A 25,527-nucleotide genomic window follows, 5' to 3' on the forward strand; every position below is an offset into this window, starting at 1 on the left:
TTCAGCCTTCCGAGTATCCCTCCTAAATCACCCCCAAAACTTGCCTAAGTACGACAGAAATTTGTCAGCAGGCGCCAAAGCTGCACTTCAGCAACCCTTCGTAAGCGGGTTCCGCCCGTCACACGTGGCGCACTTTGACAAATCAACTTCGGGTTATGACAAGTTTGCGCAAGGTAACGACTTAACATCACCCGCAAGCGTTTACATACATCCGATAACAATAAGGCGGAGCAAAACTGATGAGAGAGAAGAGAGAGAAGAGAGAGAAGAAACGTATTGGGATTTCCCGCAGCGGGACTATTAGTCTGGCTGCGAGCCTGGCTGCCGCACTGGCGTTGCCCGCGGGTGCCGCAACTATTTCCGGCAAGGTCACCGATAGCAATGGCAAACCGGTGTCCGGCGCGATTGTGCGCCTGACCGATGTCCAGGCGGGGCATTCAGAGTCCGTTTACACCAATGGCGCCGGTGACTATCGGATGGACACCCAGCTCAGTGGCGAGCTGCGCCTGCGGGTGCGCGGCCACTATTTTGCCGACGACCAGCAGATGGTGAAGCTCGGCGGCGACAGGGATCAGCTCACCCACTCGGTGAAGCTCGAAAAGCTGCAGAGTGACCAGGCCATTTCCGACAGCCTGGCAGCCTCTTACCATTTCAATACCCTGCCGTTCGATACCGAGAAAGACGCGCCCTTTACCCGCGACAAGTTCCAGCTCGAATGTCTTTCCTGCCACCAGCTGGGCAATCCCTTCACCCGTATCGTGCGCCCGGCAGAATCCTGGGAGCAATCGGTGCGCCGGATGCACGCCTATATGGGCGCGGTAGACGTCACCGAGAAAGACCGTCGCCGCGCGGAAATTTTTGCCGAGGGCTTCGATGGCAAGCCCACGGCAATGCGCCCCCAGTTCCCCGTGGACAAGGCGCTGGCGCACACAAAGATTTATGAATACCAGCTGCCGGCTTCCGGTGTGCCCCACGACGCACACGTATATTCCAAAAATGGACCCCAAAATGGACTGGTGTACACCGTGGACCAGTTCACCGATGGCCTCTACGTGACGGACCTGAAAAACGGTGACACCCGCTTTATACCGCAGCCGGAAGAAGGCATGCCGCTCGGAGGCAAGTTCACCAAGATGGGTGTGCCGCCGGCGATGAATAAAATCAACGTGCGCCACGGGCCCCACTCCCTGGCGGAAGGCCTGGACGGCAAACTGTATGTGACCAACTCTTTCTCCGGCTCCATCGGGGTATTCAACCCCGCCAGCGGCGCCTGGGAAAAGTCCGTGCCGCTGCCCGGCATCGCGGTTTACCCCCATACCATTCGTGTGGATGCCGAGGGCATTCTGTGGTTCAGCGTGGTGGGTACCGAACAGGTCGGGCGCCTGGACCCGAAATCTTCGGAGGTCACCCTGATCGACCTGCCGGCGCCAACTCCGGTGGCGATCACGCCCGCGGTGCTGACCTACGGTGTAGCGGTCAACAGCCACGACGGCTCCATCTGGTACAGCCGCCTGTGGGGCAACAAGATCGGCCGTATCGACGCCAAAACCCTGGAGGTCACTGAAATAGAATCGCCGGTATTCGGGCCGCGCCGCCTGCGCTTCGCACCGGACGGCATCCTGTGGCAGACCGGCTACGCCCACGGTCAGATTGCGCGTATCGATACCAAAACGATGGATGTGAAAGTGTACGATATGCCGGAGTTTGCCGAAGGCGCCCGCCCCGGTCCTTACTCGTTGAACATTTCTCCGGATTCCGGCGATGTGTGGGTCAACGAGACTATGACTGATCACGTGTACCGTTTCGTACCTGCGGAAGAGCGCTTTATCGCCTACCCGGCACCGCTGCGCGGCACCTATACCCGGGATATGTCGTTTACCAACGACGGTCTGGTGTGCATGTCCAATAATCCGATTCCGGTACAGGCACTGGAGGAATACACCGGTGTCCTGATGTGTATCGACCCGGACTACCGCGCGAACTGATTTATCGCTTTAGCCATCCCGGCGCCCGCTGCTGCCGTGCCACGCGCTCGGCAGCGGCGGGTTTGCCGCATTGATCCCGCCATTGCCGCGGACTCATCCCAAACCAGCGCTGAAACGCCTTGGAAAAGCTGGCCAGATCGGCATAGCCCAGCAGCCCGGAAAGCTGGGTCAGGCTCATATTCGATTCTTTGAGGTAGCGCGTTGCCACGGCCTGACGTGTCTCGTTGAGCAAGGTCTGGAAACTGGTGCCCTCCTCCATCAGCATGCGCTGCAGCGAGCGCGTGCTCACCATCATGTAGTCCGCCACAAAATCGATGGTGACCTTGCCATTGGGCAGGAAGTTGCGCAGCAGGTGACACACGTATGCGGGCAATTCCTTCGGTGCCAACGCATCCAACTGATCGATATGTGCGCGCATCAACTCGTGCAGTGCGGGGTCGGCATGGCTCAGAGGCGCGTCCAGCAATGCGGCGTCAAACACCCAGGCATTTCTGGCGCTGTTGAAGTGAGGCGTGGCACCGAGCAGGCGCACATAGGTTTGCGGCGAGGCGCCCGCGGCAGTCTGGAAATGGACCGCGTGCGGTTGCCACTGATTGCCCAGTAGCATTTTCAGCAACCGTTTCCCTACCGCAATCGCCAGTTCAATCGCCTGCCGTGCGGGAATGCCACTGCGCAACATGGGGTCGTATTCGAGGATGGCGAGCTTGTTGTGCACCTCTACTTTCACCAGACCACTGTTGGAGTGCAGGTGGTAGTAGTGAGCCAGCTCTTCCAGCGACTCGCCCACCGTGTTGGCATTTTTCAACAGGTACAGCAGCTGGCCGAAAACCGCCGTGCCCTGGTGCAGACCGAACTCCAAACCGAACAACGGATTACCGGTGTCGCTCGCGCAGTTCTCCAGTAACAGCGCCATGCGCTGGTAGGAAATCAGGCTTTCGGGATTCGCCAGCGTATCCGCAGGAAGACCTGCATTGCCGAGCATCACTTGAGGATCCAGCCCAGAGACCCGGCAGAACTCGTCAAATAGTGCCAGCGACGAGGCTCTGGAGAATTCTTCCATCGATTACCCTAGCGTGTGTGCCCGAACGGATGTCCGCCCTCGCGCTCTCGGGGAATCAAACCAGATCAAATCGATCCGCGTTCATCACCTTGGTCCAGGCGGCCACGAAATCCTGCACAAATTTTTCCTTGCTGTCATCCTGTGCATAGAGTTCCGCGTAGGCGCGCAGGATGGAGTTGGAGCCGAACACCAGATCCACCCGGGTTGCGGTCCACTTCACCTGATCGGTTTTGCGATCGCATATTTCATAGGAATTTTTGCCGGTGGGTTTCCAGCTGTTGCCCATGTCGGTGAGATTGACGAAGAAATCGTTGGTCAGTGCGCCCTCGCGGTCGGTGAAGACACCGTGCTTGCTGCCGCCATGATTGGTACCGAGCACCCGCATGCCGCCCACCAGTACGGTCATTTCCGGGGCGGTCAGCCCCAGCAGCTGGGTGCGGTCGAGCAGCATCTCTTCCGGCTTTACCACATAGTCCTGTTTCAGCCAGTTGCGGTAGCCGTCGTGGAGCGGCTCCAGTACCTCAAACGCTTCGACGTCGGTCATTTCATCGGTGGCATCACCGCGGCCGGGGGAGAAAGGCACAGTGAGATCAAATCCTGCCGCCTTTGCCGCCTGTTCTACCCCGAGGTTTCCAGCCAGCACGATGACGTCCGCCACGCTTGCGCCGCTTTCCGCCGCAATCGGCTCCAGTACAGACAGCACCTTGGCGAGGCGCTCCGGTTCGTTACCCGCCCAGTCTTTCTGCGGCGCCAGGCGGAGGCGCGCGCCATTGGCGCCACCGCGCTTATCCGACCCGCGGTAGGTGCGTGCACTGTCCCAGGCGGTGGCGACCATTTCGCCAATACTGAGGTCACTGGCTGCGATTTTCGCTTTCACAGAATCGACGTCGTAGTTGGTATTTCCTGCGGGTACCGGGTCCTGCCAGATTAATTCCTCTTGGGGTACATCGGGACCTATGTAGCGGGCTCTTGGCCCCATATCCCGGTGCGTCAGTTTGAACCAGGCGCGGGCGAAGGCGTCGGAGAGGGCCGCCGGGTCTTTATGGAAACGCTCGGAAATCTTGCGGTACTCCGGGTCCATTTTCATCGCCATGTCGGCGTCGGTCATGATCGGCGTGGTGCGGATGGACGGGTCCTCCACATCCACCGGCTTGTCTTCTTCCTTGATATCAATTGGCTCCCATTGCCAGGCACCGGCCGGGCTCTTCTTTGGCTCCCACTCGTGGTTGAGCAACATCTCGAAATAGCCGCTGTCCCACTGGGTTGGATGGGTGGTCCAGGCGCCTTCCAGGCCGCTGGTAACGGCATCGCGGCCGACACCGCGCTTGCTCTTGTTCAGCCAGCCGAAGCCCTGGTCTTCCAGTTCCCCCGCCTCCGGTTCGGGGCCGAGCAGTGCGGCATCGCCGTTTCCGTGGGTTTTACCCACCGTGTGGCCACCGGCCGTGAGGGCCACGGTTTCCTCGTCATCCATGGCCATGCGGGCAAAGGTCACGCGCACGTCGTGGGCGGTCTTGATGGGGTCCGGGTTGCCATCCACGCCCTCGGGGTTGACGTAAATCAGTCCCATCATCACTGCGGCCAGCGGGTTTTCCAGGTCGCGCTCACCGGAGTAGCGGCTGCCCTCACTGCCGGTGGGGGCCAGCCACTCCTTTTCCGCCCCCCAGTAGGTATCGATTTCCGGCCCCCAGATATCCTCGCGCCCGAAGCCAAAGCCGAAGGTCTTCAAGCCCATGGATTCATACGCAATGGTGCCGGCATATGCGATTAGGTCGGCCCAGCTCAGTTGGTTGCCGTATTTTTTCTTGATCGGCCACAACAGGCGGCGCGCCTTGTCGAGGTTGCCGTTGTCCGGCCAGGAGTTCAGGGGGGCGAAACGCTGGTTGCCGGTAGCGGCGCCACCGCGGCCGTCGGCGATACGGTAGGAGCCGGCGGCGTGCCAGGTCATGCGGATCATCAGGCCACCGTAATGCCCCCAGTCGGCTGGCCACCACTCCTGGCTGTCGGTCATCAGCGCGTGCAGATCTTTCTTGAGAGCATCGAAGTCGAGCTTTTTGACGGCTTCCCGGTAATCGAAGTCAGCCCCCAGTGGATTCGTCTTGGTGTCGTGCTGGTGCAGGATGTCGAGGTTCAGGGCCTTGGGCCACCACTCCATGACCGAGGTGCCACATTCTGTCGCGCCACCGTGTACAACCGGGCACTGGCCGGCAGGATTTGATGTGCTTCCCGTCATGGTTTGAGTCCTTCTGTGTGTTGAGATATGCGCAATCTGGCAATGAAAGGCCAAGTTTTATTCAAGCCCACCTTTCTATAACACCTCCCACCCCATCCTGCGGCGAAACCGGAAAAGTGCAGAGCAGTTCTGCGCCAGAAATTCCTGTAATCCCGGAAACTGCACAAAAATCAAACGCACAATTGCGTGACCCAGCGCACCTTAATCGCGCAATTCGTCCATTCCGACGATTCCAATCCCGCGCATTCTCCCTACCCTGCCGATCTATTTAAAAAAAATAAATACATCTGCATCAAGTTCCGCAACGACTGCGAAGCAACCTGCAGTTTCCCAAACGGCAGAACCCGTATTCCGCAGTAGGCCTGCCACTTTCCTAGCGATGATCAAGGAGCGCCTAATGCCATGTTGGAAGTCACACAACAAATAAGACAACTGCGAACAATGCGCAGAAAAAATTCATTGAGCAGTCTGCTTACGACCGCTGCATTCACATTCGCAACGCTTTCTTCCTTAAACACAACCGAGGCTTTTGCCTATACGGAAACCGACCCCGGTTACGAAGACCCCTATTACGATCCCAGTGCCTCATCCACACCCCACGGTGTGTACAACCGGCCCGCAGATTACGACCCCAATGCACTGCTCGGCAGCAGCAATGGCGGCTGGGCGGTGTGGGATTTCTGTTACGGCAAGCCGGATGAAACCGAATTGCCGCAGGACCCGCGCGCGCTGGTTCAGCAGGGGATCAGCGACGGGCGCGCAGTGCACTTCAATGCGTATTACAAAGACTGCCACGTAGACCCGGAGGCGGTGCGCGAAGTGGGCGCAGCAAAAAGTTGCGGCGAATTGCGCGAGCGTTTTGATCACGGTGGACGACTGTTAACCGGTGGTTCGCCTGGCGTCGGCGCACTATTTGCAGGTACCGATCCCTATACCATCGAGGCGGCACTGGGTATTTCCACAATGCTGCCGAGTCAGTACAACGACCTGTGGAAATCTTGGGGCGGCTACACTTCCAAGCCAAAAAATTTCGATCAGCTGCTGGCAGAGCGCTACGGTTCCGTACTTCCGGAAGAGCGCAACCCCTACCCGCTCAAGGGCGAAAACCCGAACCTGACTGATGGCGGTTCCGGCCAGTTGCCGTTGATGTTTACCCAGATGCGCTATCCCGATGGCACCTGGACCGGCCGCATCGGCGTAACCTGCCACGCCTGTCACAGCGGTGCGGTGGATGGCAAACCCACACTGGGTGGTGGCAGCTCGCTGGCGGACCTGGACCTGTTCCTGCGCGATGGACTGCCCCAGGGCTACCTGGCTTCCGTGGCCACGCTCGCCAACCTCAACCACACCCGCGGCACCAACAATGCCAGCGATGTGAACCTCGCGTTTATTTTTCCGGATCAGGGGCTTTATTCGGCGAGAGATGCGGTGGACCTAATCACCTCCGGCTCCACTGCCAGTATGGATACACCCGCCTGGTGGAACCTGGGGCACCGCCCACTGAAATTTGTGGATGGTATGTTCCCCGCCGATGCACCGCGTATCGACCAGGTTTTCTATACCCCCTTCTTCGGTCTGTTCGGTGAAGTACTCGGCCCACTGAGTGACGCCGGCCAGAAATACATGCGCGACAATGGCCCACCCATCAATGCCTGGATTGAAACCCTCAAGGCACCCAAGTATCCCGGTGACATCGATACCGCACTTGCGGAGGAAGGCGCGGAGCTGTTCCACGAGCTGGATATGTGGGCGGAAGAGCGCAACAACCCGGTTCGCCGCCCGGAGGGCAATGGCAGTTGTGCTGGCTGCCATGGCGCTTATGCACCACGCTACGTAAACGACCCCGAATTCCTAGCCAGCCCGCTGCTAGAGGGTATGGCCTCGTATATCGTGCCACAGGAAATCATCGGTACCGACTCAGTGCGCTGGGAAACCAACAACGAAGGTATGCAGCGCGCCGGCTCGGTGAATTTCTTCGGCTATCCTCCCACCAAGGGCACGGACCAGGATTGCGGGCCGCAAAACCAGGAGCGCTTGCGCGGTGATCGCGAGCTGGGTTACCTGGCACCACCGCTCTACGGGGTCTGGGCCAGCGCACCTTATATGCACAACGGCTCGATTCCTAACGTGTGGGAAATCCTCAAGCCCGAGGACCGTGAGCCACTGTGGCGCCGCGTGTCCAACGAGAAACTGTCCAATCCCTGGTACAACAATGGCAATGTGCTGATGGGGTACGACACCAAACTGGATACCGCCTACGACGAAACCAAAATGGGCTGGAAATACGACGCCATCGATTGCGAATGGCGCTCCTTCTGGAACCCGTCGGTTTCGCCCTTCCGCACCTGTGATCCGAATGACAAACACCAGACGCCGCTGGCACAGGAAATTCTCGACGATATCTTCGGCAACCTGATCCTGACCTGGAACATCATGTTCCCGCCGACACTGACCATGAAGCAGATGGAAGATCGCAAGATCTATAACACGCTGTTGTTCAGTCACGGTAACGAAGGTCACGAGTTCAATAGTGTGCTGACCGATCACGAGCGTTTAGCCATTATTGAATATCTGAAAACGCTCTAGTGTTTGACCGAACAGCGTAAACCGGAGGCCGACCTGACTTACAGGTCGGCCTTTTTTTCGGGAATAGCAGAAAAGTTGAATTGGTCGTATGACGGGAATTGGCCCCGACCATTAGAATTTGGCGAAGAAATTTTCGGATTCCCTTCGATTGCCAATGATTCACCCCACCACACGCACGATGGCCCGCCACTGCAAGCGAATCGCCAGGTACACGCTACTGCTCGCGGCGGCAGCGGTAACCCTGTCGGTGCTGCTGGTGCTCGCCCTGCGCTGGATCGATCCTCCCTCTTCCATGGTTATGCAGCACTGGCAACAGGACAGTGGCCAGATTGCCCGACATAGCTGGCAGCCAATCAATAAGATCTCGCCAAACTTGCAGATGGCCGTCATCGCTGCGGAAGACCAGAAGTTCCCACACCATTACGGCTTCGATCTTGACTCCCTGCAAAAAGCCCTCACAGAAAACCGCAAACGCACACGCGGTGCCAGCACCATTACCCAGCAGACCGCAAAAAACCTGTTTTTGTGGAACGGACGCAGTTATCTGCGCAAGGGGTTGGAAGCCTGGTTTACCCTGTTGATGGAAACGCTTTGGTCGAAAGAGCGGATTCTGGAGGTCTATTTGAATATCGCCGAGTTTGGCGAGGGCGTTTACGGTGCCGAGGCTGCCGCACGTCACCACTTTGGCTCGTCGGCGCAGCATTTGAGCCGCTGGCAATCGGGGCTGCTGGCCGCGGTTCTACCGAGCCCCAAGCGCATGTCCGCCGGACGGCCCTCGGCGTATGTACAGAGCCGGGCATCGACAATCAATCGTCAAATACGACAGCTGGGCGGCACCGGTTATTTGAAGTCCCTGTAACTTCTGTGGGCAACAGTTATCCACACCTTATTTGCCCACAGCTTCTCGGGACAGACCTGTGAATATCTACTGGATATCCTGCCGCAGCCAAGCAACCCCGCCTGCCGGTTCGGAGCGGTCGAAATTGCGTCATATTCAGGTTGGCTTTGGTACCGCGGATACATTTCGTCACGTCGATATGGAATCACCGATATCCGGCAATAGAATGGAGCTGTCTGTATCGCCGTCTGTCCACCGGGGAAATGTGTGACTCAACCCGCTGTTACTTTTTTTTCGCTGTTGATTGCGCTTGCGAGTCCCGCGGCTCTCGCCACCGCGGATTGCGGACAGGCCGCTGACTGCCTCGCTCTTGAACTGCACAATCAGGTGCGCAAAGACCTGAACGCCGGTCGTCTCCCCAACAGCCCCACACCAAATCCGCCGGTGGCCATGCTGGTTCACGATCCGGCACTGGCGCGCACCGCCTACAACTGGTCGGCGGCCCAGTGCAATGCGCGCCGCGGACACAATAGCCAGCGCCGCGCGCACTTCCTCGCCAACGGCGGCAACCCCGCCCACCCCTGGGTTGGGGAAAACCTTTTTTTCCACAGCGCCCAGCTCTCCAATACCGATGCGCTGAACCAGGCGGTGGCTGCCTGGGCCGCGGAAGCGCAGGATTATCGCTACCAGCCGTTCAAGGTGATGAAGACCGGGCATTACAGCCAGTTGATCTGGAATACCATCGACACCATTGAAAACGGCAAGAAGGTATCCCGCGCGGTGGGCTGCGGTGTATACCGCTGTGACAAAGGCCGCTATAAAACCATCGTCACCTGTAACTACGCACCCGGCGGCAATATCCAGGGTGTGGTGCCCTACCGCATCAAAAAATAGCCCCGGCCGCACCAGTCATAATTTGATAATCTCGCTGGGACAACACTCGGTACAACGACAAAAGCCGGACCCCTCCAATGAAGCGCCCACTTAGTATTGCTGCTGGTATCGCCCTCCCCGCACTTGCGCTGTTGCTGGCCGCCTGCAAGGCCGCCCAATTTGGCGGGGATACCGCGCTGCCGGATGGTTCGGTTTACCGCGGGGAGTTTCAGGATGGGCTGTTCCACGGCGAAGGGGAATTGCATTGGCCCGATGGCCGCCACTACCTGGGCGGTTTTCAACACGGCATGCTGGGCGGACACGGCAAATTCACTTACGCCGATGGCTGTGTTTACGAGGGTGAATTTGCCAAGGGTGACTTCCATGGCAATGGCCGTTACGCCTGTGACGAAACTTCCTGGGAAGGTGATTTCCAGCAGGGCAACCTGGCAAGAGGAACCATCATCTGGGAGGGATTCGGTCGCTACACGGGGGAGTTGCAGGATTACCAACCGCACGGCGAGGGGGCACTCACCTACGTCGAAGGCGTCACCATCCGTGCCCACTTCGAAAATGGCCAGGCAAATGGTGAAGGCATCCGCTCCTTTACCACAGCTGACGGCGAGCTGCGGGAAGATCCCGGTTTCTTCGTCAACGATCAGTACTACGCGAGCGAAGCCGCCTGGCAGCGAGGCGAGACGGAATCACAGAGCGCCCTGGAGTCCCGCCTGTACAGCGAAGGCGAACGCTTGCAGTCGGCGCTCTCGCAACTTGCGCCGCAGCGACCTGGTGTGCGTGATGTGTACACACTGATTGTGGGCGGCGACGGCACCCAGGGCGTGTTCGAGAGAGAGGTCAACTGGGTCGCGGAGAGACTGGGTACGACGCTGGATATGGAGCGGCGCCAGATACGCCTGAGCAATGGCAGCGACACCCTGCCGCTCGCTACCCGCACCAGTGTCCGGAAAAGCCTGCAGGCGCTGGATACGTTGATGGACGCGGAAGAGGATCTTCTGCTGGTGCACTTTGTCAGCCACGGCGACGCCAATGGCAGCCTGTATCTTGCGGATGTGGGTCTACCGCTAAACGACCTTTCCGTGGCGGATGGTAAACAATGGCTCGACGCACTCAAGGCACAACACCAGTGGGTGATTGTCTCTGCCTGTTATTCGGGACACTGGCAGCAGGCGCTGGCAAATCCCGCACGTACGGTATTCACCTCGGCGGCAAAAGATCGCACTTCGTTTGGTTGCAGCAACGATTCCGAGCGTACCTGGTTCAGCGCCGCGCTGTATGGCGAGGCGCTGGGTGTGGGTGTTGATGACCCCGCAGCCTGGTTTGCGGCCGCGAACCGCCGGGTTACCGAAATGGAAAAGGACCAGGGCATTGAGGATAGCGCCCATTCACTGCCGCAGGCAGCCATTGGCGATGCGTTTCTGGCCTGGTGGCAGACACCGACCAATTCGCAACATCAGACGCAGCATTAGGGCGCAACATTAAGCACCACCTTGCCGACGGATTGTCCGCTGCGCAGCAGCGCCAGCGCGTCATGGGCCTGCGCAAATGGAAACTCATGACCAACATGGGGTGCCGTCAACGCCAAGCCGGCGCAACCGTTTAATAACTCCTCGAACAGCGCCTGCTCCTGCCACAGCCAGATCAGATTGAATGCCAACACCGATTTGTTGCTGCTGATCATATCCATCACATCGTAGCGCGGGCGCTTCAGGTACAACCAGGCTGCTTTCAGCCAGTTGGGTCTGTCACCCGGGGTAAATTCCGCAGCGCCGAAAACCACCAGACGACCGGTGGGCGCGAGGGCGGCGAAAGACTGCTTCTGGATTTGCCCACCGATGCCATCGAGTACCGCGTGTAGCGGTCGACCGTTCAGTTGCGCATGCAGTTGCTCGTCGAAGTTGTCACCGCGCACAATGACCTCGGCAAAACCCTGCCCGGCGAGAAAGGCGCGCTTGCTTTCAGAACTCACTGTACCGATCGGGATAGCACCCATCTGCGCGGCCATGCGCATGGCCTGCAGCCCCACACCACCGGCGGCGCTCTGGATTAGTACCACCTGCCCTGGCTTTACCGCCGCGAGGGTGGCGAGGGCGTAGTAGGCGGTGAGACTCTGTGCTGGAAACGCGGCGCCCTCAGCAAAACTCCAGTGCACGGGAATTTTACGGCAGTGTTGCGGCGGCACATCCACCACCGTGGCGTAGCCGCCGAAGCGGGTACAGCCGTAGATCCGGTCTCCCACCTGCAAATCCGTTTGCGCGTTTTCACCCAGCGCGGTAACCACACCGGCAAACTCCAGCCCGGGAATAAAACTGCCTGCGGGTGTTGCAGAATAAAGCCCGGTGAGCGCGAAGATATCAGCGAAATTCAGGCCGACAGATTGCACTGCGACGCGGATATGATCTGAGGCCAGAGACGGAAGTGGTTCTTGCACCAGCTTCAGGTTACTGATGGCGCCCGCCTTTTGCGTGCGCCAGACGTGACGGGTTTCGGGCATCGACTGCATCTCTCTCGAAGCGATAAAGAGATGCAGCCTACCGCTAGCCCGCGGGCTGGGCCAGCCCGGATTAATCCGGCTGCACGGCTACCGGAGTGGCCTGGGCACTGGCCAACGCGCCGGCAGTTTTTACCAGGCGCACGAATTCCGCCCGGTCACCGCTGACGTCTTTGCCGCGCGCGAGTTGCGCCAGCGCCACTACATCCTCGTAATCGAAATCACTCAGGGGTTCGCTGCGCAGCAGTAGTCCGAAGCCCGCCACCGCGGTGGCGAACTGCAGGTCCTGCTGGGTATTTTCAAACGATTTTACCCGGGGTGACAGGGGCCACTGTTTGAGTGTGCTGTCTGCTTCTCCCGGTTTCTTGTAACGCACTTTTACCATCGCCAGTTCGTTGCTTTTTGCCGTCGTCACATTCTCACCGTCTTTGTCATCACCGTAACGCAGCGGATCGACCCGCGGGGTATCACCAACCAGGGTCAGCTCATACAGCGCTACCACCGAGTGGCCCGCACCGATATCGCCAGAGTCTTTGGCATCGTTGTTAAAGTCCTCGCGATTGAGGCGGCGGTTCTCATAGCCGAGCAGGCGATATTCCACGACGCGCGCGGGATTGAACTCCACCTGCACTTTGGCATCTTTGGCGATGGTAAACAGTGTTCCTGAGAGCTGTTCCACCAGCACACGATTGGCCTCGAAGATGGTATCGATATAGGCGTAGCTGCCGTCGCCCACATTGGTCAGCTGCTCGACGATTTCCTCGCGGTAGTTGCCCATACCGAAACCCAGTGCGCTGAACTGCACACCGCTTTTGCGCCCGCGCTCGATGCGCTGCTTGAGGGTTTCCACATCGCTGATGCCCACATTGAAATCGCCATCGGTGGCCAGCAAGATTCGGTTGACGCCTTCTTTCTTGAACGCCTGCTGCGCGACCGCATAAGCCAGCTCTATGCCGCCGGCGCCGTTGGTGGAGCCACCGGCCTGAAGCCGGTCGATCGCCTGCAGGATCTTGGTTTTCTGGTCACCGGCGGTGGGCTCCAGCACCAGCCCGGCACTGCCGGCATAGGTGACGATGCTCACGGAATCCTCGGCGCGCAGCTGCTTGGCGAGCAGACGGTAGGCCTGTTGTAACAGCGGCAGTTTGTTCGCCTGCGACATGGAACCGGAGGTGTCAATCAGGAACACCAGGTTTACCGGCGGTACCTCGTCCATCGGTAGTTCCCGCGCCTTCACGCCGATGGAAAACAGCGTGCGCTCCGCATCCCAGGGGGCACGCGACAGGTCGAAGTGCACGGCAAAATCGTCGTCACTCGCAGAAGTGGTAGCGCTGCCGGCAAAGTCGTAGTTGAAGTAATTGATCAGCTCTTCGAGACGCACCGCATCCTTCGGCGGCAGCTGTCCGTTGTTGAGGAAACGACGCACATTACTGTAACCGCCAGTGTCTACATCGAGAGCAAAGGTGGAGACCGGGTCATCACGCACCAGTTTTACCTGGCGGGGTTCCAGCTCCTGGTATTTTTCTTGCTGCGGTTGCTGGAGTTGCTGCGGTTGCTGCACGGCAAACGCCGCCAGCCCGCGGGTTTCAGGGCTCCGCTTCTTGAGCTCGGCGCTCGGCTGCGGGCGCTGGAGCAGCTCCATCGGCAGGATATCGGCGCTGGTCGCCGGTTCGACCTGAATCTCGTGAATGGTGTATTCCTTCGATTGCGTCGCGCTGTCGTCGCTGGAGGATTCTTCAGGATCGGAGGAGGAGCAGCCGGACAGCACCATCGCCAGTGCGCCGCACAGCAAAGTAGGTAGGATCGGGAAGCGAGTCATATAGGTCCTTCTATACGTTATCTATACATTATTGTTTTCGACACTGATAAGAGTTTTACAGCACCGATCGGTATTTGCCAGTTTCCATGGCCCGGCGGTCGCGCACGGGTTTGTTTGCGCACAGCCCTTCCTGTATAACCATACAGCATCGGGCGCACGCTACGTGCCCACAGGATTACACCCCCAGGCACTTGTACCTCCCCATGGCCGATCCCGTCGAACTGGCACCGGATTACTACCTCAGCAACTTCCAGTCACTACTGGACTTTGTGATAGCGCGCTATGAAAACCTGTTATCGGACGGCGAGCGGCGCTTCCACAACCAGTTTTGTGCACTGGCGACCGACAGCCAGCGGCTGTATGTGCGCCTGCTGTCACGCAAGGGTGTGCCGTCTTCTGCCGGCGCCCTGTTCCGACAGGGCAAACTCGGCTATGCCGAAATCGGTGATCTCCCTGCCGCTGCAGACGCGCTGGTTGCGGCCGGCCTGTTGCAGCGCAACCCGTCCCTGCCGATAGAAGAGCTTCTGCCGCTGTTCACCAAGAGCGAGCTTCTCGCTCACAGCCCGGCACCGCTGCCGAAATCCCTGAAACGCCCCGCCCTGGAGCAGGCGCTGCTCGAACAGGATGGCGCACTACTGCTACGCGCGCTCGAAAACGAGGGTCCGTGGCTGGCGGTACAGGCGGCGGAGCACTTCCAAACCTTCAAATTGCTGTTTTTCGGCAACCTGAACCAGGACCTGACGGACTATGTCCTGCGGGACCTGGGCCTGTTCCGCTATGAAAACTACCCGCTGGAGCGAGAACAGCTGCCATTCCGGAGTCGCGCGCAGATCGAACAGCACCTGCACTACTACGACTGCGCAGTGGAGGCCGATTTCGCGCTGGCCGCCGATGCAGACGCCATCCATGCGCTGGCCTCACGGCTGCCCTCAGGGTTCGAAGGCGACAGCACACTGGACCGGCGCCTGGATCGGTTGCGCCTGACCCTGGCGCGGCAGCTGGAGCGACTGGAAGCATTGCCTGCCGCGGACCAGCTGTACCGCCACTGCAACCGCCCGCCGGCGCGCGAACGCCGCGCGCGGATCGCGGTGACCAGCGGTGATACCGCGAGCGCACTGGCACTATGTTCAGAAATTCTCGCCAACCCGCACAATGAAGCTGAAAGCGAGTTTGCCCTGAGTTTCGGCCATCGCACGGCGAAGAAGACCGATGACGCCGAAACCTGGCCGGCACCGAAACGACACCAAGCGGTGACGGAAACCGCGGTGCTCGCACCTGCCCAGGAGCGGGTGGAAATACTCGCGGCCAACCACCTTGCACCGCCCGGTTCTCACGACCAGTGCTTTTACGTGGAAAACACCCTGTTTAACGGCGTGCTCGGCCTCGCCGTATGGGACATCGTATTTGCACCGGTAGCCGGGGCTTTCTTCAATCCGTTTCAGGTGGCGCCAAGCGATTTCCGCACCGCCGATTTTTATCCACAGCGCCGCGCCGCCTTCGAACAGCGCCTGGCAGAGCTGGACAGCGGCCAGTTCCACAAGCACATATGGCGGCACTTCCGCGAAAAGCAGGGTATCGCCAACCCGCTGGTGGCCTGGGACGCCCTGTCGGAACCTCTGCTGACCCAAGCCCTGGAACGCATCCCGCCGGATCACTGGCGGGCGCTGTTCCGGCGCCTGCTGAGCGATGTCACCCACCACCGCAACGGCCTCCCCGATCTGATTCTGTTCCCGGCGGAGGGTGGCTACGAGCTGGTAGAGGTGAAAGGTCCCGGTGACCGCCTACAGCAGAACCAGCAGCGTTGGCTGGCCTACTTCGCCCAACACCAGATCCCCCACCGGGTGCTGCATGTGGAATGGCAGCCTTGAGCGGTGTAAAAACAGCCTTAAGCGGTGTAAAAGCAGCCGTGAGCGAGATTGAAACAGCGGGGGATCAGCCCGTGCTGGAAGTCTCTGTGGGTGAGCTGGTGGCCTTTGCCTGTCGCAGCGGCGACCTGGTGGGAGAGGTTTCCGGTGGGCCAACGGCACTGGAAGGTATCCGCGCGCACCAGCGACTGCAGAAAAAACGCCCCAAGGGCAGCGAAGCGGAATACCGTCTGCAGGTAGAACTTGTGCAGGATGGCCAGACGGTGGTGCTCAATGGCCGGGTGGATATCCTGCACCCCCAGCCGGACCTGCACCGCCCGGTGCAGCTGGATGAAATAAAAACCACCTACGTGCCGCCACAGAAACTGGCGGAGTCCGCCCGCGACCTGCACTGGGCGCAGCTGAAGGTCTACGGCTTCTGTTACGGACTGCAGCAGCAATTCGACGGTGATGATTGCGTTGCGCTGCAAATGCTGTGGCATAACCTCAAGGAAAAAAAGACCTACCCCGAGTCCCGGGAATTCCGCTGGCGCGAGCTGGAAAGCTTTGCCAGGGGTGCACTCGCCAAGTACCTGCAATGGCACCGGCGCTGGCAGAACCATCGCCAGCTTGTACGCACTTCTGCACGCACGCTGAAATTTCCCTTTGCTGAATACCGTACAGGGCAGCGCACCCTGGCGGTGGCGGCTTACCGTTGCCTGCGCGATGGCGGTGAGCTGGTGGCCGAGGCCCCCACCGGTATCGGTAAAACCGTAAGCACCCTGTTCCCGGCCATCAAGGCGCTGGGAGAAACACCCCTCGACCAGCTGGTGTATCTCACCGCGAAGAATTCCGGCCGCCAGGTGGTGCGGGAAACTGCCGCCCGTTTACACACTCAGGGGCTGACACTTTCGATACTGGAATTACAGGCCCGCGACAAAACCTGTGCCTGCAGCCTGGGGCTTTGCAGTCGCGACGACGAGGGCATCTGCCCGCGCACCCGCGGCTTCTTCGACCGCCTGCCGGAAGCGCGCCTGTCCCTGCTCGGCCGCCCACTGCTGACACCGGAAGTCATTGCCGAAGTGGCGGACCGCCTGCAGCTTTGTCCGTTCGAGCTGTCACTGCAGATGCTGCCCTGGACGGACCTGGTGGTGTGTGACTTCAACTACGTCTTCGACCCGCTGGTGCAGATGCAAAGCCTGCGGGACACGCACCGGCAGCGCGCACTGCTGATCGATGAGGCGCACAACCTCAGCGACCGCGCACGCGGCATGTTCAGTGCAAAGCTCACCCGCAGTGACAGCCGCCGTGCCGCAGCCGCCTGTAAAGGCTCTCATCCCACTTTGCAGCGCGCCATCCAGTCACTGGTACGCGCGCTGGACCGATGGGTGGTTGATCTGCAGGAGTCAGGACAGGATTCTGGACTGGGAGCCGCGCAAGCGCGCAAAGAGGAAAAATCCGGGCTGTGGATAACTTCCCTCGACGACGGTGCGCCCCAGGCGGTGAGTGTCGCAATACAAAAATTACTGCTGGTAGTCAGCCAGTTATGGGAACAGTCGCAGTCACCACCGGAGGCCATCGCCGACTGGCTCAAGGCCGTGTTTCGCTACCAGACGGTGGAACAGCTGGCGGCGGAACAGCACCGCTGTATCACCCGCGTGCAAAAGTCGGCTAATCCCGAAAGCCCCTGGCGGGAACAGGAAGTTGAACTGCTGTGCCTGAATGCCGCCGATTACCTGCAACAGGCCTATAAACAGTTCCACGGGGTCATCGCCTTTTCCGCCACCCTGCGCCCGCCAGGTTATACCTACCAACAACTGGGGCTGCAGGCGGACTCCCCCTACCTGTCGCTGCCCTCTCCATTTGATGCCGGGCAACTGGGGCTGTTTCTGTGCCCATTTGTGGACACCCGCTACCGCGCGCGCGATCAGGCCAGCGACGCACTGGTGGACATGATCGCGCGGACTTTCCACAGCCGGCCGGGTAATTACCTGGTGTTCTTTCCCTCCTACCGTTTTTTGCAGCAGGTGGCCGAGCGCTTTGCCACGCTGTTTCCGGAGATTCCGCTGGTGCAGCAGACGTCCGGCAGTAGCGACCAGCAGCGCAGTGCTTTTCTGCAGCACTTTCAGGATGGCCGCCGCAGCCTGGGGTTTGCGATTATGGGCGGCATCTTCGGCGAAGGGGTGGATTACGTGGGGGAACAGCTGGTGGGCACCATTGTGGTGGGTGTGGGTCTGCCACAGGTCAACGAGGAGCAGGAGCTGCTGCGCGCGGCCTGGGACAGGCGGGGCGAGAACGGCTTCGATATTGCCTACCGCTACCCGGGCCTGACCCGGGTGCTGCAAACTGCCGGGCGCGTGATCCGCACCGAGACAGACCGGGGCGTGGTGATTCTGGCAGACTACCGCTTTGCCGATCCGTTTTATCGCGCGCTTTATCCACAGCACTGGCATTCCCAGACCTGCGACAATGGCGACACCCTCTCCACCGCCCTCGACCGCTTCTGGCACAGATAATCGACAGCAGCCATGGTATTAAATCGCGAATTCTACCGCCGCAGCCCGCATCAGCGCTCCAAGCAGGACATCACCTTCAATGATGTGCGCAAGCGCTTCGATTTCCGTTCCATTGCGATCGGACGTTGGGTGACCGAAGCAGAAAAAGCGCGCGCGGCGGGCCTGTTTTACGATGCATTGGCCGACCTGATGGCGATACTGCAGGGGCCGGAGCTGCTGGTCTCCCTGCGCGGCACCCTCGCCTTCCAGTACGGCACCGGCGGCCGCCCGGGCATTTCCGCCCATTACGAGCCGGGCTCGCGTACCTTCGCCCTGGCCAAGAACGCCGGCCCCGGCGCCATCGCCCACGAATGGTTTCACGCCCTGGACCACTATCTCGCCGACAAGGCCTTCAGCGATGTGTCGGGCAACATGTTCGCGTCTAAAGCCTGGCTGCGCGATGCCACCCCGGTGCCCCACCCCATTAACGACCGCCTGTTTGCCTGCTTCCGCGCAATAATGCTGGACGAAAGCGGCGATAACCCCAGCGACATGTTTCGCGCGTCCAAAGCCGCGGACAAGGCCAATGGCTGTATCTACTACGCCGACCCCGCGGAAATGTGCGCGCGCGCCTTCGAGGCGTTTGTACAGGACTCCAGCATCTCCAACAATTTTCTGGTGGCCGGCACCAAGGCCACGGAGGAGGCAAAGCTGGGGCTCTATCCCGGTGGCGAACACCGGACTCGGATCAACGCGGCTTTCCGCGAGTATTTCTTGTTATTGGGGCGCGCGCTGCACGCGCAGCCAGGGTGAGAATAAGCAGGCAACGGTTCCCCGGACTACGCCAGCGCCTTGATCAGCAGGGCCACACCGGAAAAAGCCAGCAGCCAGCGACAGGTGAGCAGAAAGGTCTTTTCATCCAGATAGTGCTGCAGGCGATAGCCGAGGTAGACACCCAGGTAGGCCACGGGTGACAGCACCAGCGCGGTTAGCAGTAATTCCCGGCTCCACAAACCCGCCAGGGTGTAGGGCACCAGCTTGATCAGGTTCATCACCCCGAACACCACTCCTGCCGTGGCCAGCCACGACAGTTTGGGCAGGCCGCGCCCGATCAGGTACATATTGAGCGGCGGGCCGCCGGCATGAATCAGGGTACTGGTCACGCCAGAGGTGGTACCCCACAGCCAGGCGCTACCGGGCAGCCGCGCGGCCAGCGGTGCCAGCCTTTGCCAGAAGGCGAACAGCAGGCTCAGCAGCCCCAGCGACAGGGTCAGTGCGAAGGGCGATACCCAGGCCAGCAGCCAGCCGCCGATGGCGATACCCAGCACCGCCGCGGGCAGCAGTTTTTTCAACTCCAGTGCATCCCGGTGCCGCCAGTAATACGCGATGGTGCGCACATCCATAATCAGCAGGACCGGCAGCATCAGCGCCACCGCGGTTTCCACCGGCAGTACCAGCGCCAGCAGCGGCACCGCAACCACCCCCGCGCCACCGGCAAAGCCCGACTTGGAGATGCCGGTGAGGACCACGCCCAGTACAGCAAGCCCCCAGAACAGGGGGCTGCTGCTGATCACTTCCATACTTATTCAGCGCCCCGCGGCAGGTCGAACCAGAGCGCGGTGACACCACTCTCTGCCGCGGTCAGACCCAGTGATTCTTCCATCACGCCCAGGCCATCACCCGCGCTGAGCTGGCCATCGTTTACGGCAACGCCGCCCTCGATCAGGTGCAGATAACCGACGCCCCTCTCCGGGTTCAGGCTCAGGGTTTCCCCGGCCTTCAATTGCAGGCGGTGGATGCTGGCGTTCTGGTGCACGGTGAGCGACCCGTCTTTGCCATCCGGGGTCACCAGCGGCGTCAGCGACCCGCTTTGCACAATCGCCTTCTGTTCATAGCCCGGGGCCAGATCCCGCTGGTTGGGAATAATCCAGATCTGCAGGAATTTCAGCGCTTCGCTCTGGGAGTGGTTGAACTCCGAATGGGTGACACCGGTACCCGCGGTCATACGCTGTACCTCACCCGCAGGCACCACAAAGCGGTTGCCCATGCTGTCCTTGTGCTCGATCGCGCCCTCGAGCACATAGGAAATAATTTCCATATCCCGATGGCCGTGGGTATCGAACCCCGCACCCGGTGCGACCGTATCGTCATTGATGACCCGCAGGACGGAAATGCCCATGTGCTTCGGGTCGTAGTAACTGCCAAAGGAAAAGCTGTGGCGGGAATCGAGCCAGCCGAAGTTTGCTTTGCCGCGTTCGTCGGCACGCCGTAGGTATAGCATCTTGCCGCCCTCACTGTGGATTGGATGAAACCACTATAGGAGAGCTGTTCAGGTGAAAAAATCGAATTAATTTGGATAAATCGTTCGATTTAAGGGTGGCTAATCAGCGGGGAATGTTGATAAAAACAAGGCTATCCGGCCCCGACAATTAATGCCGGGGCCGCTGATAATTATTGTTTGGATTGGGCGATAAAGCGATTCATCTGTACTTCCAGCATTTCCATCGGCAGGGCGCCGTTGGCAAGCACCGCATCGTGAAAGGCGCGCAGATCAAACTGGTCTCCCAGCGCTTTCTCCGCTTTCGCGCGCAGTTCGCGAATCTTGATCTCACCCATCTTGTACGACAGCGCCTGCCCCGGCCAGGAGATATAGCGGTCGACCTCGGCGCGCACATTCGCTTGCGAGAGTGAGGTGTTGTCGGCGAGGAAAGCCAGTGCCTGCTGGCGGGTCCAGCCCTGGGAGTGGATACCGGTATCGATCACTAGGCGCGCAGCGCGCCACATTTCATAACTCAGGCGACCGAACTGCTGGTAGGCATTTTCATACACCCCCATTTCCACACCGAGTCGCTCGGTGTACAGGGCCCAGCCCTCACCATACGCACTCAGGTACAGGTTACGGCGGAAGTCGGGTACGTTCTCCAGTTCCTGGGACAGGGCACCCTGCAGGTGATGGCCCGGTACTGCTTCATGCAGTGTGAGTGCCACCAGTTCGTACAGCGGGCGCTGGTCGAGGGCGTGGGTATTTACCCAGTAGGCGCCACCGCGCGTACCGCCGATGGCCGCCGGGTTGTATGAGGCGGTGGTGTAATTGGGGGCGATTTCGTCCGGTACCGGCACCACGCCGTAGGGGAGACGCGGCAACTTGCCGAAAAATTCCGGCAGCCGGTAGTCGATGCGTTTTGCGATATAAGAGGCTTCTTTCAGCAGTTCCCGCGGGGTCTGCGCGTAAAACTGGGGGTCGGTACGCAGGAACTCGGTGAACTCCGCGAAATTACCGTCGAATTTTCCTTCTTTTTTCAGCTGCGCAATCAACGCATCCATTTCACCGCGAATACGCTTTACTTCCGCGAGGCCAATCTGGTGAATTTCCGCCGGATCCATATCCATGGTGACATAGGTTTTGATCGCGTGCCGGTAGTATTCCTTGCCGCCGGGCAGATCTTCCGCGGCGAGCGACTCGCTAGCGGCGTTCATATAGTCGCCTTCAAGGAAGGTTGCTACGCGATCGAATGCGGGAATCGCCTGCTCCTTAATGGCGGCGGCACCGGCCTGTTGCAGACGGACCTTGTCGGCATCGGAAAAATTATCCGGCAAATTTTTGAACGGCTCGTAGAGACTGCTTTTTATCGGGTCGTCATAAACCTGGGCACGCAGGGTGGGTGCGATCCCCTCGACAACGATTTTTGGCAGCACAAAACCGTCTTTTACCCCCGCGCGCATATTGACCAGGTTCTCGTCAAAGTAGCGGCCGAAATCCTGGATGCGCTCGATGTAATCCTCGTAATCGGACACCTTGGGCATATTGAGGCCGCTGCTGGCATCCAGTGCCGAACTCCAGAAACTGTAGAAGGTATTGACCGGAATGCGGTCCAGGTACTGCTCATTGGCCTCGATGGAATTTTTGAGCACCCAGGTAAGCAGGTCTTTGTTGACCCGTTGGGATTCATTCAGCTGCTTGCCATCGATCGCATTGAGCCGGTCGACAAATTGCTGCTCCGCCCGCAGGCGGCGCGCGCGGTCTTTCTCGGAGACACCGGGCAGCCGGTCGGCATAGCCCTGCTCCCCCATGCGGCTGGCGGTAATCGGGTCTTCCCGCAGACTGTATTGCCAGTGATCATCGATGACCGCCTGCAGTTGCTCTGCGGCCGTGGCAGCCTGTACCGCCGGCACCATAAGCCAGCTTGTGATTAAGATGGATAACAGAAAACGGATAGGCCTCATTGCCATTGAGCAGGTCTCCAGCTTCGGGTGGGGTGCAGAAAATACAGAGGATACTAGGTGGTTGTTGAATCCGATGACGTCCGATTTTCAGCGTCACGAGTCCTACACCTTACCACGATGGCGGTATTATCCTATGGCAAGCTAGCGGGCAACCTGGTGCTTCTGTCGCAAAATCGGCCGTTCTAAAATCGCGCATGAACCAGCCCCTGCGGGCGCCACTTCGAACTCGGGGGAGCTGTGAATGAAAGATCTTTGTGTTGGCGCTATCCAGATGGTCAGTGGTGACTCGGTGCCGCAGAATCTGGAGCGGGCATACGCCTTGTTGAGGGAGGCCGCCGAGCGCGGTGCGCAACTCATACTGTTGCCAGAAAATTTCGCGCACCTGTCCGATAGCGGGAGTTTTTCCGCAGCCGAACCCTTTGCACAAAGTGGCGATACCAGTGCCACAGTAGCGCCCATTCAATATGCCCTTCAGCAGTGGGCGCGGGAATTGGGGCTATGGATTCTTTCTGGTGCCATCCCGCTGCTGGAACGCGCGGATGGCAGCCCCACAGAGGGCAAGCGCAGCCGCTCCGCGTGCCTGCTGTACGATGACAGCGGCACCCTGCGAGCGCGGTATGACAAGATGCACCTGTTCGATGTAGAAGTCGAAGATGCCGCGGGCAGCTATCGCGAGTCCCGCAGTATCGAGCCCGGCGAGACGCCCTGTGTCACAACCACTCCCTGGGGGCAGCTGGGCCTGAGCATCTGTTTTGATCTGCGCTTCCCCGAGCTGTACCGACAGCTGGCCGCGGCCGGTGCGGAGATATTAGTGGTACCGGCGGCCTTCACCCACACTACCGGGCAGGCGCACTGGCTGACACTGCTGAAAGCCCGCGCAATTGAAAACGGCTGCTATGTGATTGCGGCAAATCAGGGCGGACAGCACTCGGCGAAGAGGCGCACCTGGGGACACTCGGTCATTATCGACCCCTGGGGTGATGTGCTGGCCGAAGCCGGTGAGGGGGAAGCGGTAATCACCGCAACCCTGAGCGCTGAGAAGCTGGAAAAGGTCCGGCGCAATATGCCGCTGCTGTCCATGCGGCGGCTGTAACGGGCCCCTAGCTGACAAGCGATAAAATGATAAAGCGCTCAGGCAATGTTTTTAATCAAACCGCCTTCAGCCTTGATACTCGCGCCGTTGATCGCGGCGCTCAGAGGTGAAGCGATAAAGGCAACCACCGAGCCAATTTCTTCCGGTTTGATAAATCGCTGTAGCAGTGAATCCGGTTCGGTTTCCTTGAAAAAGTCACGTACGAATTCGTCCTCACTTTTTCCCTGAACCTGGGCGCTTTCTTTCAGCCAGGTACTGACGCCATCGGTAAGAGTGGGGCCTGGCAGCACGCAGTTCACCGTTATATTTTTGCCGCTGCCTCGGGTCAGGTTTGCCAGACCACGCCCCAGGACCAGCTGCGCGCCTTTGGTGACCGAATAGTGCACCATGCTCTCCAGTCCGCGTATTCCCGCCTCGCTGGATATATTAATAATGCGCGCGAAGTCCTGCTCCAGCATTTTCGGAAAGTAGTGGCGGCAGAGGCGCACGGTGCTCATGACATTGACGTCCAAAAAATGGCGCCACTCGTCGTCGCTAATTTCTGCGAACGGTTTGGGATTGAATATCCCCATGTTGTTGATCAGTACCGACAGCGTGCCGCAGCCATCGATTTCCCTGCAGATACGGGCGGAATCCTCAACGTCGGCGAGGTCACCATCGATCGCCAGCACATCGCCGAAACGCTTTAAATCTTCTGCAACAGCGTCGCTACCGGAGCGGCCGTTAATGATCACCCGAGCGCCTTCCTGCAACAGCGCTATGGCTATGGCTCGGCCAATCCCCTTGGTGGAGCCGCTGACAAATACCAGTTTTCCTGCGAGCCCAAGATCCATTTCCATGCCTCCAATAGTCACTCAGCCGTCAAACACTGATCGACAATAGTAGTGTGGAAACAGATACAAAAAAGGCCACTCGGTGAGTGGCCTTTTTGAAGCTCGGCTTATGCCTGCTCGACTATCTGCTCGACAACCTGCTCGATGCGCCCGAATATTGACTGGCCGTTACCGTCCAGCATTTCGATCGCGATCCTGTCGCCGAACTGCATAAAGGAAGTACTCGGTTTGCCTTCCTGAATGGTTTCGATCATACGTATCTCGGCGATACAGCTGTAGCCGACACCGCCCTCCTTCACCGGCTTGCCGGGGCCGCCGTCGAGTTTATTCGACACGGTGCCGGAACCGATAATGGTGCCGGCGCCCAGTGGGCGGGTTTTGGCGGCGTGCGCAATCAACTGACCAAAGTGGAAGGTCATATCGATACCCGCATTGGGCTCACCGAATTTTTCACCGTTCAGTTCGGACACCAGCGGCAGGTGCAATTTGCCCGCTTTCCAGTGATCACCCAGTTGCGCCGGGGTCACACACACCGGCGAGAAAGCGCTGGAGGGTTTGGACTGGTAAAAACCGAAACCCTTGGACAGTTCGTTCGGGATCAGACCGCGCAGGGAAACATCGTTAACCAGCATTACCAGTTTGATGTGCTTCAGCGCATCTTCCGGGGAAACGCCCATGGGAACGTCATCGGTAATTACCGCGATTTCCGCTTCAAAGTCGATACCGAAGCCTTCGCTTTGCGGCATCTTCACCGGCTCGCGCGGCGCCAGGAAGGTATCGGAACCACCCTGGTACATCAGCGGATCGGTCCAGAAACTTTCCGGCATTTCCGCGTTGCGCGCCTTGCGCACCAACTCCACGTGGTTCACGTAGGCGGAGCCATCGGCCCAGTGGTAAGCGCGCGGCAGCGGCGAGTGGCACTTGGCCTGATCGAAGGCTTCGCCTTCGATTTCGCCACTGCTGAGTTTTTGCTGCAGTGCTTCGAGCTGTGCGGATTTTTCTGCCCAGTCGTCCAGTGCACTTTGCAGGGTCGGTGCGATTTCGGTGGCGGATACCATGCGGGTGAGGTCATCACTGACCACCACAAGCTGGCCATCGCGGCCGGATTTCAGGCTGGCTAACTTCACTGTGCCTTCCTCTT

Annotated in this window: 18 protein-coding genes; 9 read left to right on the top strand and 9 right to left on the bottom strand. The window is 59.5% G+C overall.

Annotated elements, in window-relative coordinates; translation table 11 throughout:
- Nucleotides 1-239 precede the first annotated feature (239 nt).
- The gene (locus tag GRX76_RS02015) at nucleotides 240-1,985 is read left to right on the top strand and encodes a carboxypeptidase regulatory-like domain-containing protein (RefSeq protein WP_160151769.1); all 1,746 of its coding nucleotides are present in this window, start codon (nucleotides 240-242) and stop codon (nucleotides 1,983-1,985) included.
- A 1-nt stretch (nucleotide 1,986) separates the two neighbouring features.
- Here the strand turns inward: GRX76_RS02015 and GRX76_RS02020 are convergent, their stop codons facing one another.
- Both GRX76_RS02020 and katG read right to left on the bottom strand, forming a co-directional pair.
- Nucleotides 1,987-3,045 carry an AraC family transcriptional regulator gene (locus tag GRX76_RS02020; protein WP_160151770.1) on the bottom strand — a complete coding sequence of 353 codons (1,059 nt, stop codon included), beginning with the start codon at nucleotides 3,043-3,045 and terminating at the stop codon, nucleotides 1,987-1,989.
- A 55-nt stretch (nucleotides 3,046-3,100) separates the two neighbouring features.
- The gene (gene katG, locus GRX76_RS02025; RefSeq protein WP_160151771.1) at nucleotides 3,101-5,275 is read right to left on the bottom strand and encodes a catalase/peroxidase HPI; all 2,175 of its coding nucleotides are present in this window, start codon (nucleotides 5,273-5,275) and stop codon (nucleotides 3,101-3,103) included.
- 459 nt (nucleotides 5,276-5,734) lie between these two features.
- Between katG and GRX76_RS02030 the strand changes: the two genes are divergently transcribed.
- The 4 genes from GRX76_RS02030 to GRX76_RS02045 all read left to right on the top strand — a co-directional run bounded on the left by GRX76_RS02030 (nucleotide 5,735) and on the right by GRX76_RS02045 (nucleotide 11,059).
- A complete protein-coding gene (locus GRX76_RS02030; protein WP_160151772.1) occupies nucleotides 5,735-7,861 on the top strand; it encodes a hypothetical protein in 2,127 nt (708 codons plus the stop codon).
- Between the two features lie 154 nt (nucleotides 7,862-8,015).
- The gene (mtgA, locus tag GRX76_RS02035; protein WP_201276885.1) at nucleotides 8,016-8,720 is read left to right on the top strand and encodes a monofunctional biosynthetic peptidoglycan transglycosylase; all 705 of its coding nucleotides are present in this window, start codon (nucleotides 8,016-8,018) and stop codon (nucleotides 8,718-8,720) included.
- A 246-nt stretch (nucleotides 8,721-8,966) separates the two neighbouring features.
- On the top strand, nucleotides 8,967-9,593 hold the full coding sequence (locus tag GRX76_RS02040; protein ID WP_160151773.1) for a CAP domain-containing protein: 627 nt from the start codon (nucleotides 8,967-8,969) through the stop codon (nucleotides 9,591-9,593).
- 77 nt (nucleotides 9,594-9,670) lie between these two features.
- Entirely contained in the window at nucleotides 9,671-11,059 is a 1,389-nt protein-coding gene (locus GRX76_RS02045) for a C13 family peptidase (RefSeq protein WP_160151774.1), read from the top strand.
- Here the strand turns inward: GRX76_RS02045 and GRX76_RS02050 are convergent.
- Nucleotides 11,056-12,084 carry a zinc-binding dehydrogenase gene (locus tag GRX76_RS02050; RefSeq protein ID WP_160151775.1) on the bottom strand — a complete coding sequence of 343 codons (1,029 nt, stop codon included), beginning with the start codon at nucleotides 12,082-12,084 and terminating at the stop codon, nucleotides 11,056-11,058. The genes GRX76_RS02045 and GRX76_RS02050 overlap by 4 nt on opposite strands.
- A 70-nt stretch (nucleotides 12,085-12,154) precedes the next feature.
- Nucleotides 12,155-13,897 carry a VWA domain-containing protein gene (locus tag GRX76_RS02055; protein WP_160151776.1) on the bottom strand — a complete coding sequence of 581 codons (1,743 nt, stop codon included), beginning with the start codon at nucleotides 13,895-13,897 and terminating at the stop codon, nucleotides 12,155-12,157.
- A gap of 203 nt (nucleotides 13,898-14,100) precedes the next feature.
- Between GRX76_RS02055 and GRX76_RS02060 the strand changes: the two genes are divergently transcribed.
- Genes GRX76_RS02060 through GRX76_RS02070 form a run of 3 tightly spaced genes read left to right on the top strand, consistent with a single transcriptional unit; the run spans nucleotide 14,101 to nucleotide 19,049 of the window.
- Complete coding sequence (locus GRX76_RS02060) at nucleotides 14,101-15,765, top strand: VRR-NUC domain-containing protein (protein WP_201276886.1); 1,665 nt, start codon at nucleotides 14,101-14,103, stop codon at nucleotides 15,763-15,765.
- A gap of 38 nt (nucleotides 15,766-15,803) precedes the next feature.
- Nucleotides 15,804-18,257 (top strand): ATP-dependent DNA helicase, encoded by a 2,454-nt coding sequence (locus tag GRX76_RS02065; RefSeq protein ID WP_236250513.1) that lies wholly within the window; start codon nucleotides 15,804-15,806, stop codon nucleotides 18,255-18,257.
- A 12-nt stretch (nucleotides 18,258-18,269) separates the two neighbouring features.
- Nucleotides 18,270-19,049: a CLCA_X family protein gene (locus GRX76_RS02070; protein ID WP_160151779.1), complete on the top strand. Its 780-nt coding sequence runs from the start codon at nucleotides 18,270-18,272 to the stop codon at nucleotides 19,047-19,049.
- A gap of 26 nt (nucleotides 19,050-19,075) precedes the next feature.
- On the opposite strand, the gene GRX76_RS02075 is transcribed toward GRX76_RS02070, so the two are convergent.
- The 3 genes from GRX76_RS02075 to GRX76_RS02085 all read right to left on the bottom strand — a co-directional run bounded on the left by GRX76_RS02075 (nucleotide 19,076) and on the right by GRX76_RS02085 (nucleotide 22,466).
- Nucleotides 19,076-19,816 carry a sulfite exporter TauE/SafE family protein gene (locus tag GRX76_RS02075; RefSeq protein ID WP_160151780.1) on the bottom strand — a complete coding sequence of 247 codons (741 nt, stop codon included), beginning with the start codon at nucleotides 19,814-19,816 and terminating at the stop codon, nucleotides 19,076-19,078.
- 2 nt (nucleotides 19,817-19,818) lie between these two features.
- On the bottom strand, nucleotides 19,819-20,517 hold the full coding sequence (locus GRX76_RS02080; protein WP_160151781.1) for a pirin family protein: 699 nt from the start codon (nucleotides 20,515-20,517) through the stop codon (nucleotides 19,819-19,821).
- A gap of 170 nt (nucleotides 20,518-20,687) precedes the next feature.
- Nucleotides 20,688-22,466, bottom strand: a complete 1,779-nt coding sequence (locus GRX76_RS02085; RefSeq protein WP_160151782.1) for a DUF885 family protein — start codon at nucleotides 22,464-22,466, stop codon at nucleotides 20,688-20,690.
- Nucleotides 22,467-22,701: 235 nt separating this feature from the next.
- On the opposite strand from GRX76_RS02085, the gene GRX76_RS02090 reads away from it, so the two are divergent.
- Nucleotides 22,702-23,553 carry a carbon-nitrogen hydrolase family protein gene (locus tag GRX76_RS02090; protein WP_160151783.1) on the top strand — a complete coding sequence of 284 codons (852 nt, stop codon included), beginning with the start codon at nucleotides 22,702-22,704 and terminating at the stop codon, nucleotides 23,551-23,553.
- A gap of 38 nt (nucleotides 23,554-23,591) precedes the next feature.
- On the opposite strand, the gene GRX76_RS02095 is transcribed toward GRX76_RS02090, so the two are convergent.
- Nucleotides 23,592-24,386: an SDR family NAD(P)-dependent oxidoreductase gene (locus tag GRX76_RS02095; RefSeq protein ID WP_160151784.1), complete on the bottom strand. Its 795-nt coding sequence runs from the start codon at nucleotides 24,384-24,386 to the stop codon at nucleotides 23,592-23,594.
- A 107-nt stretch (nucleotides 24,387-24,493) separates the two neighbouring features.
- Entirely contained in the window at nucleotides 24,494-25,513 is a 1,020-nt protein-coding gene (locus GRX76_RS02100; RefSeq protein WP_160151785.1) for a fumarylacetoacetate hydrolase family protein, read from the bottom strand.
- Nucleotides 25,514-25,527 lie beyond the last annotated feature (14 nt).

This window comes from Microbulbifer sp. ALW1 (assembly GCF_009903625.1).
Classification (GTDB): Bacteria; Pseudomonadota; Gammaproteobacteria; order Pseudomonadales; family Cellvibrionaceae; genus Microbulbifer.

Excerpts from the sequence above, each read along its gene's own strand:
- GRX76_RS02085 (WP_160151782.1), bottom strand. The coding sequence starts at position 22,466 with ATGGCAATGAGGCCTATCCGTTTTCTGTTATCCATCTTAATCACAAGC.
- GRX76_RS02020 (WP_160151770.1), bottom strand. The coding sequence starts at position 3,045 with ATGGAAGAATTCTCCAGAGCCTCGTCGCTGGCACTATTTGACGAGTTC.
- GRX76_RS02045 (WP_160151774.1), top strand. The coding sequence starts at position 9,671 with ATGAAGCGCCCACTTAGTATTGCTGCTGGTATCGCCCTCCCCGCACTT.
- GRX76_RS02095 (WP_160151784.1), bottom strand. The coding sequence starts at position 24,386 with ATGGATCTTGGGCTCGCAGGAAAACTGGTATTTGTCAGCGGCTCCACC.
- GRX76_RS02055 (WP_160151776.1), bottom strand. The coding sequence starts at position 13,897 with ATGACTCGCTTCCCGATCCTACCTACTTTGCTGTGCGGCGCACTGGCG.
- GRX76_RS02015 (WP_160151769.1), top strand. The coding sequence starts at position 240 with ATGAGAGAGAAGAGAGAGAAGAGAGAGAAGAAACGTATTGGGATTTCC.
- mtgA (WP_201276885.1), top strand. The coding sequence starts at position 8,016 with ATGATTCACCCCACCACACGCACGATGGCCCGCCACTGCAAGCGAATC.
- katG (WP_160151771.1), bottom strand. The coding sequence starts at position 5,275 with ATGACGGGAAGCACATCAAATCCTGCCGGCCAGTGCCCGGTTGTACAC.
- GRX76_RS02060 (WP_201276886.1), top strand. The coding sequence starts at position 14,101 with ATGGCCGATCCCGTCGAACTGGCACCGGATTACTACCTCAGCAACTTC.
- GRX76_RS02050 (WP_160151775.1), bottom strand. The coding sequence starts at position 12,084 with ATGCCCGAAACCCGTCACGTCTGGCGCACGCAAAAGGCGGGCGCCATC.
- GRX76_RS02090 (WP_160151783.1), top strand. The coding sequence starts at position 22,702 with ATGAAAGATCTTTGTGTTGGCGCTATCCAGATGGTCAGTGGTGACTCG.
- GRX76_RS02080 (WP_160151781.1), bottom strand. The coding sequence starts at position 20,517 with ATGCTATACCTACGGCGTGCCGACGAACGCGGCAAAGCAAACTTCGGC.
- GRX76_RS02070 (WP_160151779.1), top strand. The coding sequence starts at position 18,270 with ATGGTATTAAATCGCGAATTCTACCGCCGCAGCCCGCATCAGCGCTCC.
- GRX76_RS02075 (WP_160151780.1), bottom strand. The coding sequence starts at position 19,816 with ATGGAAGTGATCAGCAGCAGCCCCCTGTTCTGGGGGCTTGCTGTACTG.